This window comes from Escherichia sp. E.sYA108 (assembly GCF_011754335.1).
Classification (GTDB): Bacteria; Pseudomonadota; Gammaproteobacteria; order Enterobacterales; family Enterobacteriaceae; genus Escherichia; species Escherichia coli.
Genome location: NZ_JAAQVZ010000001.1, coordinates 1,167,230 through 1,183,279 on the forward strand (window position 1 = coordinate 1,167,230; position 16,050 = coordinate 1,183,279).

Genomic DNA, 16,050 nt, shown 5'->3' on the forward strand with positions numbered 1-16,050 from the left:
TCCTTGTTATTTATCCAAAGCGGTAGGTGATGCCGAATCCGGAAGGCGGATAGCGCCACTGTTGTAGTGTTGATTCGTCGCACAGCAAACGGCAGGTGCCACACTCCAGGCAGCCGTGATAATCAACGCGTAAGTCACCTTCAGGTGTGAGCGAAAAAAGACCAGCCGGACAGGCGTTAATCAACCGTTGTGCCGTCTGGCGCTCAACGGAGTCAGCTGGAACAATGTGCGGCGCATCGGCAGCGCGCCAGAGATTACGGGCTACAGACATCGTAGACTCCTGATAACATCGCCCGTCAGATGCCACAAGCCGTGACGACGTAAATGACGCCAGAGCAACTGGCGCAGCGGTGGAACAGGTGTATTCCCCTGATCCCATAAATCACGGGAAATATCCTGCATTAACCCAGGCCACACTCGATACCAGCCAGGGCGTTGCAAAAGCGCCGGAACATGCTGATAACGCTGTAGAACATCCCACAGCAGGCTGCGCTCTACGTTGTGATGATAAAGCGGAAACAGATTTTGCGGCTCGCGGTGCTGGCAGGCGCTTATCAGCGTTTGTGCCGCCGCCTGCGCGCCAGTTAGCGCCATATCCATACCGCGCACGGAAATTCCGGTATTGACGCAACTGCGCAACGCATCGCCCACCAGCAGCCAGCCGTTACCGGCGTATTGCACCGGCATACTGCGCAGGCCACCTTCTGGCACCAGATGCGCACCATACTCCAGTGATTCCGTGTTTTTGATAAGCGGGCGCACTGCCGGATGCGTTTTAAAGCGAGTCAGCAGCTCGCTTGCCGGAACACGACTTTGCGTAAGGGAGGAGAGCGGGCAAACAATCCCTAACGAGAGCGTTTGTTGATTAGTATAAAGAAATGCGCCGCCGGGTAAGTCATCACAGATCCCGCCGCTGAACAGCAACGCTGCGCCTTCGTTATTCTCCAGATGAAAACGTTCTTCAATAGCGGATGGTTCCAGCGCCAGCGCTTCTTTGATCCCCAATGCCATCGCTTCGCCAGCAGGACGAGTCACTAACCCGTGGCGTTCCGCCAGGACGCTGTTGGCACCTTCTGCCAGCACCACATAACGGGCGCGAAGAATATCGTCACCACAAATGACACCACACACCCTGCCGTTTTCTTCATACAGTGCATCTACCGTCGCACCGGGGATGCATTCGACACCTTCTTTTTCGGCTTCGGCAACCAGCCACGGATCGAATCGTGCACGTAATACACTCCAGGATTCACCGCCGGGCTGTAAGCTGGAAAACGTCGTTGCGCCATCTGGCGTTAACAGAGAAAGACTTTCGTGAGTGATGCGTCGTTCAAGGGGCGCGGTCAGGTGAAATTGCGGGAGGAGTTCCGCGAGCGCATGGGTGTATAGCCGCCCGCCGGAAAGATTTTTGCTGCCGGGAATCTCCGCTCGTTCCAGTAACAAAACGGATAAACCCGCTCGCGCGCAGCGTAACGCGCAAGCGGTGCCAGCAATTCCGGCACCGATAATAATAATGTCGCAGTCGTCTTCCATGTCATGCCCCAGATATCCAGAACACAACACCCTAACATAGCGTTACTTAAGGGAAATTGACCGCCGACACACTCTTATCATTCGCCGCGATAGATACAACCTGCGGTGCAGGTTTCTTTTACCATCACCGCACTTAACAGCGGCACAACGGGTTTAACCTGATCCCAAATCCATTTTGCTAAAACTTCGCTGGTTGGGTTTTCCAGACCTGGAATATCATTGAGATAATGGTGATCGAGGCGCTCATAAGTTGGTTTAAACGCCGCTTTCAGTTCAGCGAAATCGATAATCCAGCCCGTATGCGGATCGACTTCCCCGGTAATTTCCAGTCGCACCATAAAGGAATGCCCGTGCAGGCGACCACATTTATGCCCTTGTGGGACGTGCGGCAAGCGGTGAGCGGCTTCGAAGGTGAAATCTTTAAATAACGTGGTGGACATCATAATTTCTCTACATGACGATAAAACCGCCGTAGAGTACCGGAAAGGCTGTTTTTTCGCATTATCTAAAACGACTTTGTTGCGCAAAATCGCTGATTTATCTTATTGATGGGCAATATTCATTTGTTTTTCATTGGGTTGGTTAATCTATTTTGTTGTTAAAGACTATTGCTAAAACAGGTTAGTCGATTTGGTTATTAGTTATCGCTATCCCGTCTTTAATCCACACCGTTCACCCCGTTAACCTTACCTTCTCTTCTGTTTTATGGGCGCTGACAGGGCGCAGAAACAGCTTTGCTTACTGGAACATAACGACGCATGACGACACAGGTCCCACCTTCCGCGTTGCTTCCGTTGAACCCGGAGCAACTGGCACGCCTTCAGGCGGCCACGACCGATTTAACTCCTACCCAGCTTGCCTGGGTTTCTGGCTATTTCTGGGGCGTGCTCAACCAGCAGCCTGCTGCGCTTGCAGCGACGCCAGCGCCCGCCGCAGAAATGCCGGGTATAACTATTATCTCCGCCTCGCAAACCGGCAATGCGCGCCGGGTTGCTGAAGCATTACGCGATGATTTATTAGCGGCAAAACTGAACGTTAAGCTGGTGAACGCGGGTGACTATAAATTCAAACAAATCGCCAGCGAAAAACTGCTTATCGTGGTGACGTCAACGCAAGGGGAAGGGGAACCGCCGGAAGAAGCCGTCGCGCTGCATAAGTTCCTGTTCTCCAAAAAAGCGCCAAAGCTGGAAAACACCGCGTTTGCCGTGTTTAGCCTCGGCGATAGCTCTTATGAATTTTTCTGCCAGTCCGGGAAAGATTTTGACAGTAAGCTGGCGGAACTGGGCGGTGAACGCCTGCTAGACCGTGTCGATGCCGATGTTGAATACCAGGCTGCTGCCAGCGAGTGGCGCGCCCGCGTGGTTGATGCGCTTAAATCGCGTGCGCCTGTCGCGGCGCCTTCGCAATCCGTCGCTACTGGCGCGGTAAATGAAATCCACACCAGCCCGTATAGCAAAGACGCGCCGCTGGCGGCCAGCCTTTCGGTTAACCAGAAAATTACCGGGCGTAACTCTGAAAAAGACGTTCGTCACATTGAAATTGACTTAGGTGACTCTGGCCTGCGTTACCAGCCGGGTGACGCGCTGGGCGTCTGGTATCAGAACGATCCGGCACTGGTGAAAGAACTTGTCGAACTGCTGTGGCTGAAAGGCGATGAACCTGTCACCGTCGAGGGCAAAACGTTGCCTCTGAACGAAGCGCTACAGTGGCACTTCGAACTGACCGTCAACACCGCCAACATTGTTGAGAACTATGCCACGCTTACCCGCAGCGAAACGCTGCTGCCGCTGGTGGGCGATAAAGCGAAATTACAGCATTACGCCGCGACGACGCCGATTGTCGACATGGTGCGTTTCTCTCCGGCGCAACTGGATGCCGAAGCGCTGATTAATCTGCTGCGCCCGCTGACCCCGCGCCTGTATTCCATCGCCTCCTCGCAGGCGGAAGTCGAGAACGAAGTGCACGTTACCGTTGGTGTGGTGCGTTACGACGTGGAAGGCCGTGCCCGTGCCGGTGGTGCCTCCAGCTTCCTCGCAGATCGTGTGGAAGAAGAGGGTGAAGTCCGCGTCTTTATCGAACATAACGACAACTTCCGCCTGCCAACCAATCCGGAAACCCCGGTGATCATGATTGGCCCTGGCACCGGCATCGCGCCGTTCCGTGCCTTTATGCAGCAGCGTGCTGCCGACGAAGCGCCGGGTAAAAACTGGCTATTCTTTGGCAACCCACACTTTACGGAAGATTTCCTCTACCAGGTGGAATGGCAGCGTTACGTCAAAGAAGGCGTGCTGACGCGCATCGATCTCGCCTGGTCGCGCGATCAAAAAGAAAAAATTTACGTACAAGACAAACTGCGCGAACAGGGCGCAGAGCTGTGGCGCTGGATCAATGACGGTGCCCACATTTATGTCTGCGGCGACGCTAATCGCATGGCGAAAGACGTTGAGCAGGCACTTCTGGAAGTGATTGCCGAATTTGGTGGCATGGACACCGAAGCGGCGGATGAATTTTTAAGTGAGCTGCGCGTAGAGCGCCGTTATCAGCGAGATGTCTACTAATGAGCGAAAAACATCCAGGACCTTTAGTGGTCGAAGGAAAACTGACAGACGCCGAGCGCATGAAGCTTGAAAGCAACTACCTGCGCGGCACCATTGCGGAAGATTTAAACGACGGTCTGACCGGCGGCTTTAAGGGTGATAACTTCCTGCTGATCCGCTTCCACGGCATGTATCAGCAGGATGACCGCGACATCCGCGCCGAACGTGCTGAACAGAAGCTGGAACCACGTCACGCGATGCTGCTTCGCTGTCGTCTGCCGGGTGGGGTGATTACCACTAAACAGTGGCAGGCGATCGACAAATTTGCCGGTGAAAACACCATCTATGGCAGCATTCGCCTGACCAACCGCCAGACGTTTCAGTTCCACGGCATTCTGAAAAAGAACGTCAAACCGGTGCACCAGATGCTGCACTCGGTCGGTCTTGATGCGCTGGCGACCGCCAACGACATGAACCGTAACGTACTCTGCACCTCGAACCCTTACGAGTCGCAGCTGCACGCGGAAGCATATGAATGGGCGAAGAAAATTTCTGAACATCTGCTGCCTCGTACCCGCGCGTATGCGGAGATCTGGCTCGATCAGGAAAAAGTCGCCACTACTGATGAAGAGCCGATCCTTGGTCAGACCTACCTGCCGCGTAAGTTCAAAACCACGGTAGTGATCCCGCCGCAGAACGATATCGATCTGCACGCCAACGACATGAACTTCGTGGCGATCGCCGAAAACGGCAAGCTGGTGGGCTTTAACCTGCTGGTGGGCGGTGGGCTTTCCATCGAACACGGCAACAAGAAAACCTACGCCCGCACGGCGAGTGAGTTTGGCTATCTGCCGCTGGAGCATACGCTGGCGGTGGCGGAAGCCGTCGTGACAACTCAGCGTGACTGGGGTAACCGAACCGATCGTAAAAATGCCAAAACCAAATACACGCTGGAGCGCGTGGGGGTTGAGACGTTTAAAGCGGAAGTTGAACGTCGCGCGGGGATCAAATTCGAGCCGATTCGTCCGTATGAGTTCACCGGACGCGGCGATCGTATTGGCTGGGTTAAGGGCATTGATGATAACTGGCACCTGACGCTGTTTATCGAAAATGGTCGCATCCTTGATTATCCGGGGCGTCCGCTGAAAACCGGCCTGCTGGAGATCGCGAAGATCCACAAAGGTGATTTCCGCATTACGGCGAACCAGAATCTGATCATCGCCGGAGTGCCGGAAAGCGAGAAAGCGAAGATCGAGAAGATCGCCAAAGAGAGCGGGTTAATGAATGCCGTCACGCCGCAGCGTGAAAACTCAATGGCCTGCGTGTCATTCCCGACTTGCCCGCTGGCGATGGCGGAAGCGGAGCGTTTCCTGCCGTCTTTTATCGACAACATCGATAATTTAATGGCGAAACATGGTGTCAGCGATGAGCATATCGTGATGCGTGTAACAGGCTGCCCGAACGGTTGTGGTCGCGCGATGCTGGCGGAAGTGGGCCTGGTGGGTAAAGCGCCGGGGCGCTACAACCTGCATCTTGGCGGCAACCGTATGGGGACACGTATCCCACGGATGTATAAAGAAAACATCACCGAGCCGGAAATCCTGGCGTCGCTTGATGAACTGATAGGGCGCTGGGCGAAAGAGCGCGAAGCGGGTGAAGGCTTCGGCGACTTTACGGTGCGTGCGGGCATCATTCGCCCGGTGCTCGATCCGGCGCGCGATTTATGGGATTAACCATCAGCCCGGTCTTGTTGGCCTGATAAGATGTGTAAGCGTTGCATCAGGCAAGGCAAACAGTGAGGAACTTATGTCCAAACTCGATCTAAACGCCCTGAACGAACTGCCAAAGGTAGACCGGATTCTGGCGCTGGCGGAAACTAACGCCCAACTGGAAAAACTGGACGCTGAAGGCCGCGTAGCCTGGGCGCTGGATAATCTGCCCGGTGAATATGTACTTTCTTCCAGCTTTGGCATTCAGGCGGCGGTGAGTCTGCATCTGGTGAATCAGATTCGCCCGGATATTCCAGTGATCCTCACCGATACCGGCTATCTGTTCCCGGAAACCTACCGCTTTATTGACGAGTTAACGGACAAACTCAAGCTCAACCTGAAAGTGTACCGTGCTACCGAAAGCGCCGCCTGGCAGGAAGCACGCTACGGCAAACTGTGGGAGCAGGGCGTTGAAGGCATTGAAAAGTACAATGACATCAACAAAGTCGAACCGATGAACCGGGCGCTGAAAGAACTGAATGCGCAAACCTGGTTTGCTGGCCTGCGCCGTGAACAATCCGGCAGTCGCGCCAATTTACCGGTGCTGGCAATTCAGCGTGGCGTATTTAAAGTGCTGCCGATTATCGACTGGGATAACCGAACTATTTATCAGTACCTGCAAAAACATGGCCTGAAATATCACCCATTATGGGATGAAGGATATTTATCGGTGGGCGATACCCATACAACCCGTAAATGGGAACCCGGCATGGCGGAAGAAGAAACGCGTTTCTTTGGCTTAAAAAGGGAATGTGGATTACACGAAGGGTAAATATTGCCGGATAAATTAAACGCCTCTGTCAGAAATGATGGGGGCGTTTTTATTTTGCGAGCAGCATTCCGGCATTTAAACGAGAACGTCGCAGGGAGAATTAACAGGTATAGAATGGCATTGGGTGCTTGAGGCTGTCTGGCGTTAAGCATTCGCGAGGTTCCAGATGGACAAAAGCCCCAGGCGATATTTCTATCAACCTGAGGCCTACGTTCGAACCTAAGCAATTCGGATGTTAGTCTCTTCTTTGCAGGGAGGCAAGACATGCTGACAAAATATGCCCTTGTGGCAATCATCGTACTGTGTTGTACAGTACTGGGATTCACGTTGATGGTAGGCGACTCGTTGTGTGAGTTGAGTATCAGAGAACGTGGTATGGAGTTTAAGGCAGTTCTCGCTTACGAATCGAAGAAGTAGCCACCACGCGGGGTAAAACCCCGCGTACTGAATTGTGATGGTTTGGTCTCCTGCACCCTTTTTTATACTCTGTTTCTGGTGGCATTGATTTCCTGCAGGCAAGGGAGTAATCATTTCAAACCCATTAAGATGCCTTCGCCAGCTCCTTCACCAACGGTAGCATTATCCGCATAACATCACGGCAGCGACGTTCTATTCTTCCAGGAAGTGCCTTATCAATATGCTGTTGATTATCCAGTCTTACGTCATGCCAGCTATTTCCCGCAGGGAATGCGGCTGTTTTTGCGCGTTGCTGATAACCATCCTTATTGCCAAGATTCCAGTTAGTCGCTTCCACCGAAAGTACAGCAATACCGGCTTTGTCGAATATTTCTGCGTCATTACAACACCCGGTGCCTTTCGGATAGTTTTTATTCAAACCTGGATTTGTGGTGGCGGCAATTCCATGGCTGCGGGCAATTGCCAGCGCCCGGTCGCGCGTTAATTTCCTTACTGCTTCAGGTGTGTTTACGCCACTGTTGAAATACAGCTTATCGCCAACAATTAAGTTATCGAGATTAATCACCAGCAGCGTATTTTTCTTTTCGGTGTCACTCATCCGCTTGAGTAAATTCTCAGCGCCTAATTTTCCTTCCTCTTCGCCGCTGGTCGCCACAAATCGAATACCATACTCGGTAGGCGTATTTTTCAGGTGTTCAGCCAGTTCCAGCATGACACCTAAACCTGCGGCGTTATCATCCATTCCTTGTAACGTTAGCCCGCCGAGATTGGCATCGGCGTCAGCATCGCTCAGCGGGGCGTAAGTATCCAGATGCGCCATAATGATGATCTGCTGCGGCGCTTTGCCTTCATGAGCGGCAATCACCGTACTTCCCGTCACGTTATGCCAGCTCTTGCGATTATCGCGGGCGGTATAAATATACCGACTATTAAATGTCCGAATATCACTGCGATAACCCATTTGCTGAAACTGTTGACGAATATAATCGGCAGATAACATTTCTGCAGGAGTTCCGGTCATGCGTCCCGGAAAGAAAGTAGCAATATGTCGTGCCTGGGTATTAGCAAAATCGCCAGGTTTAGGTGACGAGGCGTGTACGGGGAGAATAAAGCATACGCCGAGCGCCAGGGCAGCGGTACGGTGGCGCAATGCGGAAAACATAGTGAGTCCTTAAATACCATGCAAATTTTTTTACCGCCATAGTATGAAACTGCCGCTGCGCTAAAACAATTTCAAATCTTCCTAAACGCCCGAAATCCGGTGCCTTAAGCACTTTTTGATATTAGCTTTGCCAAATCGTTATTCCGTTAAGGAACTACTCATTCTAATTGGTAATTTCATTCGTTCTCTTACGCTCCCTATAGTCGAAACATCTGATGGCAAGAAAATAGCGGTATTGCAAAGGAACGGTTATGGATCAAAAACGACTTACCCACCTGCGGCAACTGGAGGCGGAAAGCATCCACATTATTCGCGAGGTGGCTGCAGAATTCTCAAATCCGGTGATGCTCTACTCTATCGGTAAAGATTCCAGCGTCATGCTGCATCTGGCGCGCAAGGCGTTTTATCCAGGTACGCTGCCTTTCCCGTTGCTGCATGTCGATACCGGCTGGAAATTCCGCGAGATGTATGAGTTCCGCGATCGTACGGCGAAAGCCTACGGCTGCGAGCTGCTGGTGCATAAAAACCCGGAAGGCGTGGCGATGGGGATTAATCCATTCGTACACGGCAGCGCGAAACATACCGATATTATGAAAACTGAAGGCCTGAAACAGGCGCTGAACAAATACGGTTTTGATGCCGCCTTCGGTGGTGCGCGCCGTGACGAAGAGAAATCCCGCGCTAAAGAGCGAATCTACTCTTTCCGTGACCGCTTCCATCGCTGGGATCCGAAAAATCAGCGCCCGGAGCTGTGGCACAACTACAACGGGCAAATTAACAAAGGCGAAAGCATCCGCGTCTTCCCGCTCTCAAACTGGACCGAGCAGGATATCTGGCAATACATCTGGCTGGAAAATATCGACATTGTTCCGCTGTATCTCGCTGCGGAACGTCCGGTTCTGGAACGCGACGGTATGCTGATGATGATTGATGACAACCGTATCAACCTGCAATCGGGCGAAGTGATTAAAAAACGGATGGTGCGTTTCCGCACACTGGGCTGTTGGCCGCTGACCGGCGCGGTGGAGTCAAATGCGCAAACACTGCCGGAGATCATCGAAGAGATGCTGGTTTCCACCACCAGTGAACGTCAGGGCCGCGTAATTGACCGCGACCAGGCGGGGTCTATGGAGCTGAAAAAACGTCAGGGGTATTTTTAAGATGAACACCGCACTTGCACAACAAATCGCCAATGAAGGCGGCGTCGAAGCCTGGATGATTGCGCAACAACATAAAAGCCTGCTGCGTTTTCTGACCTGTGGTAGCGTCGATGACGGCAAAAGTACCCTGATTGGTCGCCTGCTGCACGATACCCGCCAAATCTACGAAGATCAGCTCTCATCGCTGCATAACGACAGTAAGCGTCACGGCACCCAGGGCGAAAAGCTGGATCTGGCACTGCTGGTGGACGGCCTGCAAGCTGAGCGCGAACAGGGCATCACTATTGATGTGGCCTACCGCTATTTCTCTACCGAGAAGCGTAAATTTATTATCGCCGACACCCCAGGGCACGAGCAGTACACCCGCAATATGGCGACTGGCGCATCGACATGTGAACTGGCGATCTTACTGATCGATGCCCGTAAAGGCGTGCTCGATCAAACCCGTCGTCACAGTTTTATCTCCACACTGTTGGGGATCAAACATCTGGTCGTGGCGATCAACAAAATGGATCTGGTGGATTACAGTGAAGAGACGTTCACCCGTATTCGTGAAGATTATCTGACTTTTGCCGGGCAGCTGCCGGGTAATCTGGATATCCGCTTTGTGCCGCTCTCCGCACTGGAAGGCGACAACGTGGCTTCGCAAAGTGAAAGTATGCCGTGGTACAGCGGTCCGACACTGCTAGAAGTGCTGGAAACCGTGGAGATCCAGCGAGTGGTGGATGCTCAGCCAATGCGCTTCCCGGTGCAGTACGTTAACCGTCCGAATCTCGATTTTCGTGGCTACGCCGGAACGCTGGCATCCGGTCGTGTGGAAGTCGGGCAACGTGTCAAAGTGCTGCCCTCTGGTGTGGAATCAAACGTCGCGCGGATCGTGACCTTTGATGGCGATCGCGAAGAAGCCTTTGCCGGAGAAGCGATCACCCTGGTGCTGACGGATGAGATCGACATCAGCCGTGGCGATCTGCTGCTGGCGGCAGACGAAGCGTTACCGGCTGTGCAGAGCGCGTCGGTGGATGTGGTATGGATGGCGGAACAGCCGCTTTCCCCGGGCCAGAGTTACGACATCAAAATTGCCGGTAAGAAGACGCGTGCTCGTGTTGATGGCATTCATTATCAGGTTGATATCAATAACCTTACCCAACGCGAAGTTGAAAACCTGCCGCTGAACGGCATCGGCCTGGTAGATCTCACCTTTGACGAGCCACTGGTGTTAGATCGTTATCAGCAAAACCCGGTTACCGGTGGGCTGATTTTTATCGATCGCCTGAGTAATGTGACCGTAGGTGCCGGTATGGTGCACGAACCAGTTAGCCAGGCAACTGCTGCGCCATCTGAATTCAGTGCATTCGAACTGGAATTGAATGCCCTGGTTCGCCGCCATTTCCCGCATTGGGGTGCGCGCGATTTACTGGGAGATAAATAATGGCTCTGCATGACGAAAACGTCGTCTGGCATAGCCACCCAGTAACTCCGCAACAACGCGAACAGCACCACGGTCATCGTGGTGTTGTGCTGTGGTTTACCGGCCTCTCTGGTTCCGGTAAATCAACCGTCGCGGGGGCGCTGGAGGAGGCGTTACATAAACTTGGCGTCAGTACGTATCTGCTGGATGGCGACAACGTTCGCCACGGATTATGCAGCGATCTCGGTTTTAGCGATGCCGACCGTAAAGAGAATATCCGTCGCGTCGGTGAAGTGGCGAATTTGATGGTTGAAGCCGGACTGGTGGTGCTGACCGCATTTATCTCGCCACACCGCGCCGAACGCCAGATGGTTCGCGAACGCGTAGGAGAAGGGCGCTTTATCGAAGTGTTTGTCGATACGCCGCTGGCGATTTGCGAAGCCCGCGATCCAAAAGGTTTATATAAGAAAGCGCGTGCCGGTGAACTGCGCAACTTTACGGGAATAGATTCCGTTTACGAAGCGCCTGAATCGGCAGAAATTCATCTCAATGGTGAACAATTAGTAACAAATTTGGTACAGCAATTATTAGATCTGTTGAGACAGAACGATATTATCAGATCCTGAGACACCACCGGGTTTTCATGCCCGGTTCGTCAAAGTAACAGGATCAGATATGCGTAACAGCCACAACATTACATTAACAAATAACGACAGCCTTACTGAGGTTGAAGACACCACATGGTCGCTGCCTGGCGCTGTGGTTGGTTTTTTATCGTGGCTGTGCGCGTTGGCAATTCCGATGTTGATTTATGGCTCTAACACGCTGCTCTTTTTTATCTACACCTGGCCTTTCTTTCTGGCGCTGATGCCCGTCGCTGTAGTGGTGGGGATTGCACTGCATTCATTGATGGACGGAAAGCTACGCTACAGTATTGTTTTCACTCTGGCGACGGTTGGCATTATGTTTGGTGCACTGTTTATGTGGCTACTGGGTTAATTGTTCTTTCCTCTCTATTCTGTTCATAATTCAATCCGTAACTAATAATGAGATTATGTTCTGCACGCCCTGGGTATACGTAACAATCGACAAATGTGGTACATTTGCCCGCGTTGTCGCGGTATCCCCAACAGAGGATGTAGAGTCGTCTTCGGATGCATGGGATGAAGATGCCGTTTTTCAGGGGGCAGGATGGGTAAACTAACGCTGCTGTTGCTGGCTATTCTGGTCTGGCTACAGTATTCGCTGTGGTTCGGTAAGAACGGTATACATGACTATACTCGCGTCAATAATGATGTGGCGGCACAGCAAGCTACAAACGCGAAACTTAAAGCGCGAAACGATCAGCTTTTTGCCGAAATTGACGATCTCAATGGCGGCCAGGAGGCGCTCGAAGAGCGTGCGCGTAATGAACTCAGCATGACCAGGCCGGGCGAAACGTTTTATCGTCTGGTGCCTGACGCGTCAAAGCGCGCACAGTCTGCGGGGCAAAATAATCGATAAATCAGCCCGGGAATTAACATGGCAACCACTCATTTGGATGTTTGCGCCGTGGTTCCGGCGGCCGGATTTGGCCGCCGAATGCAAACGGAATGTCCTAAGCAATATCTCTCAATCGGTAATCAAACCATTCTTGAACACTCGGTGCATGCGCTGCTGGCGCATCCCAGGGTGAAACGTGTCGTCATTGCCATAAGTCCTGGCGATAGCCGCTTTGCACAACTTCCTCTGGCGAATCATCCACGAATCACGGTTGTTGATGGTGGTGAAGAGCGTGCCGATTCCGTGCTGGCAGGTCTGAAAGCCGCTGGCGACGCGCAGTGGGTATTGGTGCATGACGCCGCTCGTCCTTGTCTGCATCAGGATGACCTCGCGCGATTGTTGGCGTTGAGCGAAACCAGCCGCACGGGAGGGATCCTCGCTGCGCCGGTGCGCGATACGATGAAACGTGCCGAACCGGGCAAAAATGCCATTGCTCATACCGTTGATCGCAACGGCTTATGGCACGCGCTGACGCCGCAATTTTTCCCTCGTGAGCTGTTACATGACTGCCTGACGCGCGCTCTAAATGAAGGCGCTACCATTACCGATGAGGCCTCGGCGCTGGAATATTGCGGTTTTCATCCGCAACTTGTTGAAGGCCGCGCGGATAACATCAAGGTAACGCGCCCGGAGGATTTGGCGCTGGCCGAATTTTACCTCACCCGAACCATCCATCAGGAGAATACATAATGCGAATTGGACACGGTTTTGACGTACACGCCTTTGGCGGTGAAGGCCCAATTATCATTGGTGGCGTACGCATTCCTTACGAAAAAGGGCTGCTGGCGCATTCTGATGGCGACGTGGCGCTCCATGCGTTGACCGATGCATTGCTTGGCGCGGCGGCGCTGGGAGATATAGGCAAGCTGTTCCCGGATACCGATCCGGCATTTAAAGGTGCCGACAGCCGCGAGCTGTTGCGCGAAGCCTGGCGTCGTATTCAGGCGAAAGGTTATGCCCTCGGCAACGTCGATGTCACTATCATCGCTCAGGCACCGAAGATGTTGCCGCACATTCCACAAATGCGCGTGTTTATTGCCGAAGATCTCGGCTGCCATATGGATGATGTTAACGTGAAAGCCACTACTACGGAAAAACTGGGATTTACCGGACGTGGGGAAGGGATTGCCTGTGAAGCGGTGGCGCTACTCATTAAGGCAACAAAATGATTGAGTTTGATAATCTCACTTACCTCCACGGTAAACCGCAAGGCACCGGGCTGCTGAAAGCGAATCCGGAAGACTTTGTGGTGGTGGAAGATTTGGGCTTTGAGCCTGATGGTGAAGGTGAGCATATTCTGGTTAGAATCCTCAAAAACGGTTGCAATACCCGTTTTGTGGCGGATGCACTGGCGAAATTCCTGAAAATTCATGCCCGTGAAGTCAGCTTCGCTGGGCAAAAAGATAAACATGCTGTTACGGAACAGTGGTTATGCGCTCGCGTGCCGGGCAAAGAGATGCCCGATCTGAGCGCCTTTCAACTGGAAGGCTGCCAGGTGCTGGAGTATGCGCGGCACAAGCGCAAGCTGCGTTTAGGGGCGCTGAAAGGTAACGCCTTTACCCTGGTACTACGCGAAGTGAGCAATCGCGATGACGTTGAACAACGTCTGATCGATATTTGCGTAAAAGGTGTACCGAACTACTTCGGTGCCCAACGTTTTGGGATTGGCGGTAGCAACTTGCAGGGTGCGCTGCGCTGGGCGCAAACCAATACTCCGGTGCGCGATCGCAATAAACGTAGTTTTTGGTTGTCGGCAGCCCGCAGTGCGTTGTTTAATCAGATTGTTGCTGAGCGCCTCAAAAAAGCAGACGTTAATCAAGTTGTTGACGGCGATGCGCTACAATTAGCCGGACGTGGTAGCTGGTTTGTCGCAACCACCGAAGAACTGGCGGAATTACAGCGTCGCGTCAACGATAAAGAGCTGATGATAACCGCCGCATTGCCGGGCAGTGGCGAATGGGGAACTCAGCGTGAAGCGCTGGCATTCGAACAAGCAGCTGTCGCCGAAGAAACTGAATTACAAACCTTACTGGTGCGCGAAAAAGTTGAAGCCGCGCGCAGAGCGATGCTGCTGTATCCGCAACAATTAAGCTGGAACTGGTGGGATGACGTCACCGTAGAAATCCGTTTCTGGCTTCCGGCGGGAAGTTTTGCAACCAGCGTTGTCAGGGAACTTATCAACACAACAGGTGATTATGCGCATATTGCTGAGTAATGATGACGGGGTACATGCACCCGGTATACAAACGCTGGCGAAAGCCTTGCGTGAGTTTGCTGACGTTCAGGTGGTCGCCCCCGATCGTAACCGCAGCGGCGCTTCTAATTCTCTGACACTGGAATCCTCCCTGCGCACGTTTACCTTTGAAAATGGTGATATTGCTGTGCAAATGGGAACCCCGACCGATTGCGTCTATCTTGGCGTAAATGCTCTGATGCGCCCGCGCCCGGACATTGTTGTGTCCGGAATTAACGCCGGGCCGAATCTGGGGGATGATGTTATTTATTCCGGTACGGTAGCGGCCGCGATGGAAGGCCGTCATTTAGGTTTTCCGGCGCTTGCCGTCTCGCTTGACGGGCATAAACATTACGACACTGCCGCGGCGGTAACCTGCTCAATTTTGCGCGCACTGTGTAAAGAGCCGCTGCGCACCGGGCGTATTCTTAATATTAACGTTCCGGATTTACCATTGGATCAAATCAAAGGTATTCGCGTGACGCGCTGCGGTACACGACATCCGGCAGATCAGGTGATCCCGCAGCAAGATCCGCGCGGCAATACGCTGTACTGGATTGGCCCGCCGGGCGGTAAATGTGATGCCGGTCCGGGGACCGATTTTGCTGCGGTAGATGAGGGCTATGTTTCCATCACGCCGCTGCATGTGGATTTAACTGCGCATAGCGCGCAAGATGTGGTTTCAGACTGGTTAAACAGCGTGGGAGTTGGCACGCAATGGTAAGCAGACGCGTACAAGCACTTCTGGATCAATTACGTGCGCAAGGTATTCAGGATGAGCTGGTGCTGAATGCACTTGCCGCCGTGCCGCGTGAAAAATTCGTTGATGAAGCGTTTGAACAAAAAGCCTGGGACAATATCGCCTTGCCGATAGGTCAGGGGCAGACAATTTCGCAGCCGTATATGGTGGCGCGAATGACCGAATTACTCGAGCTGACGCCGCAGTCGCGGGTGCTGGAAATTGGCACTGGTTCGGGATATCAAACTGCAATCCTGGCGCATCTTGTCCAACATGTTTGCTCGGTTGAACGGATTAAAGGCTTGCAGTGGCAGGCGCGTCGCCGCCTGAAAAATCTTGATTTACATAATGTTTCAACCCGTCATGGCGATGGATGGCAAGGTTGGCAGGCACGCGCGCCGTTTGACGCTATCATTGTTACGGCGGCACCGCCTGAAATTCCAACTGCGCTAATGACGCAGCTGGACGAAGGCGGGATTCTCGTCTTACCCGTAGGGGAGGAGCACCAGTATTTGAAACGGGTGCGTCGTCGGGGAGGCGAATTTATTATCGATACCGTGGAGGCCGTGCGCTTTGTCCCTTTAGTGAAGGGTGAGCTGGCTTAAAGCGTGAGGAAATACCTGGATTTTTCCTGGTTATTTTGCCGCAGGTCAGCGTATCGTGAACATCTTTTCCAGTGTTCAGTATGGTGCCTTGCACGGTAATTATGTCACTGGTTATTAACCAATTTTTCCTGGGGGATAAATGAGCGCGGGAAGCCCAAAATTCACCGTTCGCC

Annotated in this window: 18 protein-coding genes; 14 read left to right on the forward strand and 4 right to left on the reverse strand. The window is 52.9% G+C overall.

Going from position 1 to position 16,050, the window contains the following annotated elements:
• Positions 1-10: 10 nt before the first annotated feature.
• The 3 genes from HBM92_RS05540 to queD form a co-directional block, all read right to left on the reverse strand.
• The gene (locus HBM92_RS05540; protein WP_000109509.1) at positions 11-271 is read right to left on the reverse strand and encodes a ferredoxin family protein; all 261 of its coding nucleotides are present in this window, start codon (positions 269-271) and stop codon (positions 11-13) included.
• Complete coding sequence (locus tag HBM92_RS05545; RefSeq protein ID WP_001305275.1) at positions 262-1,533, reverse strand: FAD-dependent oxidoreductase; 1,272 nt, start codon at positions 1,531-1,533, stop codon at positions 262-264. The genes HBM92_RS05540 and HBM92_RS05545 overlap by 10 nt, the downstream gene beginning before the upstream one ends.
• A gap of 77 nt (positions 1,534-1,610) precedes the next feature.
• Positions 1,611-1,973 carry a 6-carboxytetrahydropterin synthase QueD gene (gene queD, locus HBM92_RS05550; RefSeq protein WP_000108301.1) on the reverse strand — a complete coding sequence of 121 codons (363 nt, stop codon included), beginning with the start codon at positions 1,971-1,973 and terminating at the stop codon, positions 1,611-1,613.
• 318 nt (positions 1,974-2,291) lie between these two features.
• Between queD and cysJ the strand changes: the two genes are divergently transcribed.
• The 4 genes from cysJ to HBM92_RS05570 all read left to right on the forward strand — a co-directional run bounded on the left by cysJ (position 2,292) and on the right by HBM92_RS05570 (position 7,028).
• Positions 2,292-4,091 (forward strand): NADPH-dependent assimilatory sulfite reductase flavoprotein subunit, encoded by a 1,800-nt coding sequence (cysJ, locus tag HBM92_RS05555; protein ID WP_000211900.1) that lies wholly within the window; start codon positions 2,292-2,294, stop codon positions 4,089-4,091.
• Positions 4,091-5,803, forward strand: a complete 1,713-nt coding sequence (gene cysI, locus HBM92_RS05560) for an assimilatory sulfite reductase (NADPH) hemoprotein subunit (protein WP_001290711.1) — start codon at positions 4,091-4,093, stop codon at positions 5,801-5,803. The genes cysJ and cysI overlap by 1 nt, the downstream gene beginning before the upstream one ends.
• A 73-nt stretch (positions 5,804-5,876) precedes the next feature.
• Positions 5,877-6,611 (forward strand): phosphoadenosine phosphosulfate reductase, encoded by a 735-nt coding sequence (cysH, locus tag HBM92_RS05565; RefSeq protein ID WP_000039862.1) that lies wholly within the window; start codon positions 5,877-5,879, stop codon positions 6,609-6,611.
• 264 nt (positions 6,612-6,875) lie between these two features.
• Positions 6,876-7,028, forward strand: coding sequence for a Hok/Gef family protein (locus tag HBM92_RS05570; protein ID WP_000956458.1), 153 nt, complete (start codon positions 6,876-6,878; stop codon positions 7,026-7,028).
• Between the two features lie 124 nt (positions 7,029-7,152).
• Here the strand turns inward: HBM92_RS05570 and iap are convergent, their stop codons facing one another.
• Positions 7,153-8,190, reverse strand: a complete 1,038-nt coding sequence (gene iap / locus HBM92_RS05575) for an alkaline phosphatase isozyme conversion aminopeptidase (protein WP_000490420.1) — start codon at positions 8,188-8,190, stop codon at positions 7,153-7,155.
• 251 nt (positions 8,191-8,441) lie between these two features.
• On the opposite strand from iap, the gene cysD reads away from it, so the two are divergent.
• The 10 genes from cysD (at position 8,442) to pcm (ending at position 15,877) form a co-directional block, all read left to right on the forward strand.
• Entirely contained in the window at positions 8,442-9,350 is a 909-nt protein-coding gene (gene cysD, locus HBM92_RS05580; protein WP_000372397.1) for a sulfate adenylyltransferase subunit CysD, read from the forward strand.
• Position 9,351: 1 nt separating this feature from the next.
• Positions 9,352-10,779 (forward strand): sulfate adenylyltransferase subunit CysN, encoded by a 1,428-nt coding sequence (gene cysN / locus HBM92_RS05585; RefSeq protein ID WP_001090357.1) that lies wholly within the window; start codon positions 9,352-9,354, stop codon positions 10,777-10,779.
• Positions 10,779-11,384 carry an adenylyl-sulfate kinase gene (cysC, locus tag HBM92_RS05590; RefSeq protein WP_001173653.1) on the forward strand — a complete coding sequence of 202 codons (606 nt, stop codon included), beginning with the start codon at positions 10,779-10,781 and terminating at the stop codon, positions 11,382-11,384. The genes cysN and cysC overlap by 1 nt, the downstream gene beginning before the upstream one ends.
• Before the next feature lie 49 nt (positions 11,385-11,433).
• Positions 11,434-11,757, forward strand: coding sequence for a DUF3561 family protein (locus HBM92_RS05595; RefSeq protein WP_001246113.1), 324 nt, complete (start codon positions 11,434-11,436; stop codon positions 11,755-11,757).
• A 192-nt stretch (positions 11,758-11,949) separates the two neighbouring features.
• On the forward strand, positions 11,950-12,261 hold the full coding sequence (gene ftsB / locus HBM92_RS05600) for a cell division protein FtsB (RefSeq protein ID WP_000517479.1): 312 nt from the start codon (positions 11,950-11,952) through the stop codon (positions 12,259-12,261).
• Positions 12,262-12,279: 18 nt separating this feature from the next.
• Entirely contained in the window at positions 12,280-12,990 is a 711-nt protein-coding gene (gene ispD / locus HBM92_RS05605; protein WP_000246149.1) for a 2-C-methyl-D-erythritol 4-phosphate cytidylyltransferase, read from the forward strand.
• Complete coding sequence (gene ispF / locus HBM92_RS05610) at positions 12,990-13,469, forward strand: 2-C-methyl-D-erythritol 2,4-cyclodiphosphate synthase (RefSeq protein ID WP_001219237.1); 480 nt, start codon at positions 12,990-12,992, stop codon at positions 13,467-13,469. Before ispD ends, ispF begins: the two co-directional genes overlap by 1 nt.
• Positions 13,466-14,515: a tRNA pseudouridine(13) synthase TruD gene (gene truD, locus HBM92_RS05615; RefSeq protein WP_000568929.1), complete on the forward strand. Its 1,050-nt coding sequence runs from the start codon at positions 13,466-13,468 to the stop codon at positions 14,513-14,515. Before ispF ends, truD begins: the two co-directional genes overlap by 4 nt.
• Positions 14,496-15,257 carry a 5'/3'-nucleotidase SurE gene (gene surE / locus HBM92_RS05620; protein WP_001295182.1) on the forward strand — a complete coding sequence of 254 codons (762 nt, stop codon included), beginning with the start codon at positions 14,496-14,498 and terminating at the stop codon, positions 15,255-15,257. Before truD ends, surE begins: the two co-directional genes overlap by 20 nt.
• Positions 15,251-15,877, forward strand: a complete 627-nt coding sequence (pcm, locus tag HBM92_RS05625) for a protein-L-isoaspartate O-methyltransferase (RefSeq protein WP_000254701.1) — start codon at positions 15,251-15,253, stop codon at positions 15,875-15,877. Before surE ends, pcm begins: the two co-directional genes overlap by 7 nt.
• Positions 15,878-16,050: the final 173 nt, after the last annotated feature.

Bases quoted from the DNA above. Each gene is read 5' to 3' on its own strand.
- surE (WP_001295182.1), top strand. From the start codon at position 14,496: ATGCGCATATTGCTGAGTAATGATGACGGGGTACATGCACCCGGTATA.
- ispD (WP_000246149.1), top strand. From the start codon at position 12,280: ATGGCAACCACTCATTTGGATGTTTGCGCCGTGGTTCCGGCGGCCGGA.
- HBM92_RS05545 (WP_001305275.1), bottom strand. From the start codon at position 1,533: ATGGAAGACGACTGCGACATTATTATTATCGGTGCCGGAATTGCTGGC.
- HBM92_RS05595 (WP_001246113.1), top strand. From the start codon at position 11,434: ATGCGTAACAGCCACAACATTACATTAACAAATAACGACAGCCTTACT.
- ispF (WP_001219237.1), top strand. From the start codon at position 12,990: ATGCGAATTGGACACGGTTTTGACGTACACGCCTTTGGCGGTGAAGGC.
- HBM92_RS05540 (WP_000109509.1), bottom strand. From the start codon at position 271: ATGTCTGTAGCCCGTAATCTCTGGCGCGCTGCCGATGCGCCGCACATT.
- cysD (WP_000372397.1), top strand. From the start codon at position 8,442: ATGGATCAAAAACGACTTACCCACCTGCGGCAACTGGAGGCGGAAAGC.
- cysI (WP_001290711.1), top strand. From the start codon at position 4,091: ATGAGCGAAAAACATCCAGGACCTTTAGTGGTCGAAGGAAAACTGACA.
- queD (WP_000108301.1), bottom strand. From the start codon at position 1,973: ATGTCCACCACGTTATTTAAAGATTTCACCTTCGAAGCCGCTCACCGC.
- iap (WP_000490420.1), bottom strand. From the start codon at position 8,190: ATGTTTTCCGCATTGCGCCACCGTACCGCTGCCCTGGCGCTCGGCGTA.
- truD (WP_000568929.1), top strand. From the start codon at position 13,466: ATGATTGAGTTTGATAATCTCACTTACCTCCACGGTAAACCGCAAGGC.
- cysN (WP_001090357.1), top strand. From the start codon at position 9,352: ATGAACACCGCACTTGCACAACAAATCGCCAATGAAGGCGGCGTCGAA.
- cysH (WP_000039862.1), top strand. From the start codon at position 5,877: ATGTCCAAACTCGATCTAAACGCCCTGAACGAACTGCCAAAGGTAGAC.
- cysC (WP_001173653.1), top strand. From the start codon at position 10,779: ATGGCTCTGCATGACGAAAACGTCGTCTGGCATAGCCACCCAGTAACT.
- pcm (WP_000254701.1), top strand. From the start codon at position 15,251: ATGGTAAGCAGACGCGTACAAGCACTTCTGGATCAATTACGTGCGCAA.
- HBM92_RS05570 (WP_000956458.1), top strand. From the start codon at position 6,876: ATGCTGACAAAATATGCCCTTGTGGCAATCATCGTACTGTGTTGTACA.
- cysJ (WP_000211900.1), top strand. From the start codon at position 2,292: ATGACGACACAGGTCCCACCTTCCGCGTTGCTTCCGTTGAACCCGGAG.
- ftsB (WP_000517479.1), top strand. From the start codon at position 11,950: ATGGGTAAACTAACGCTGCTGTTGCTGGCTATTCTGGTCTGGCTACAG.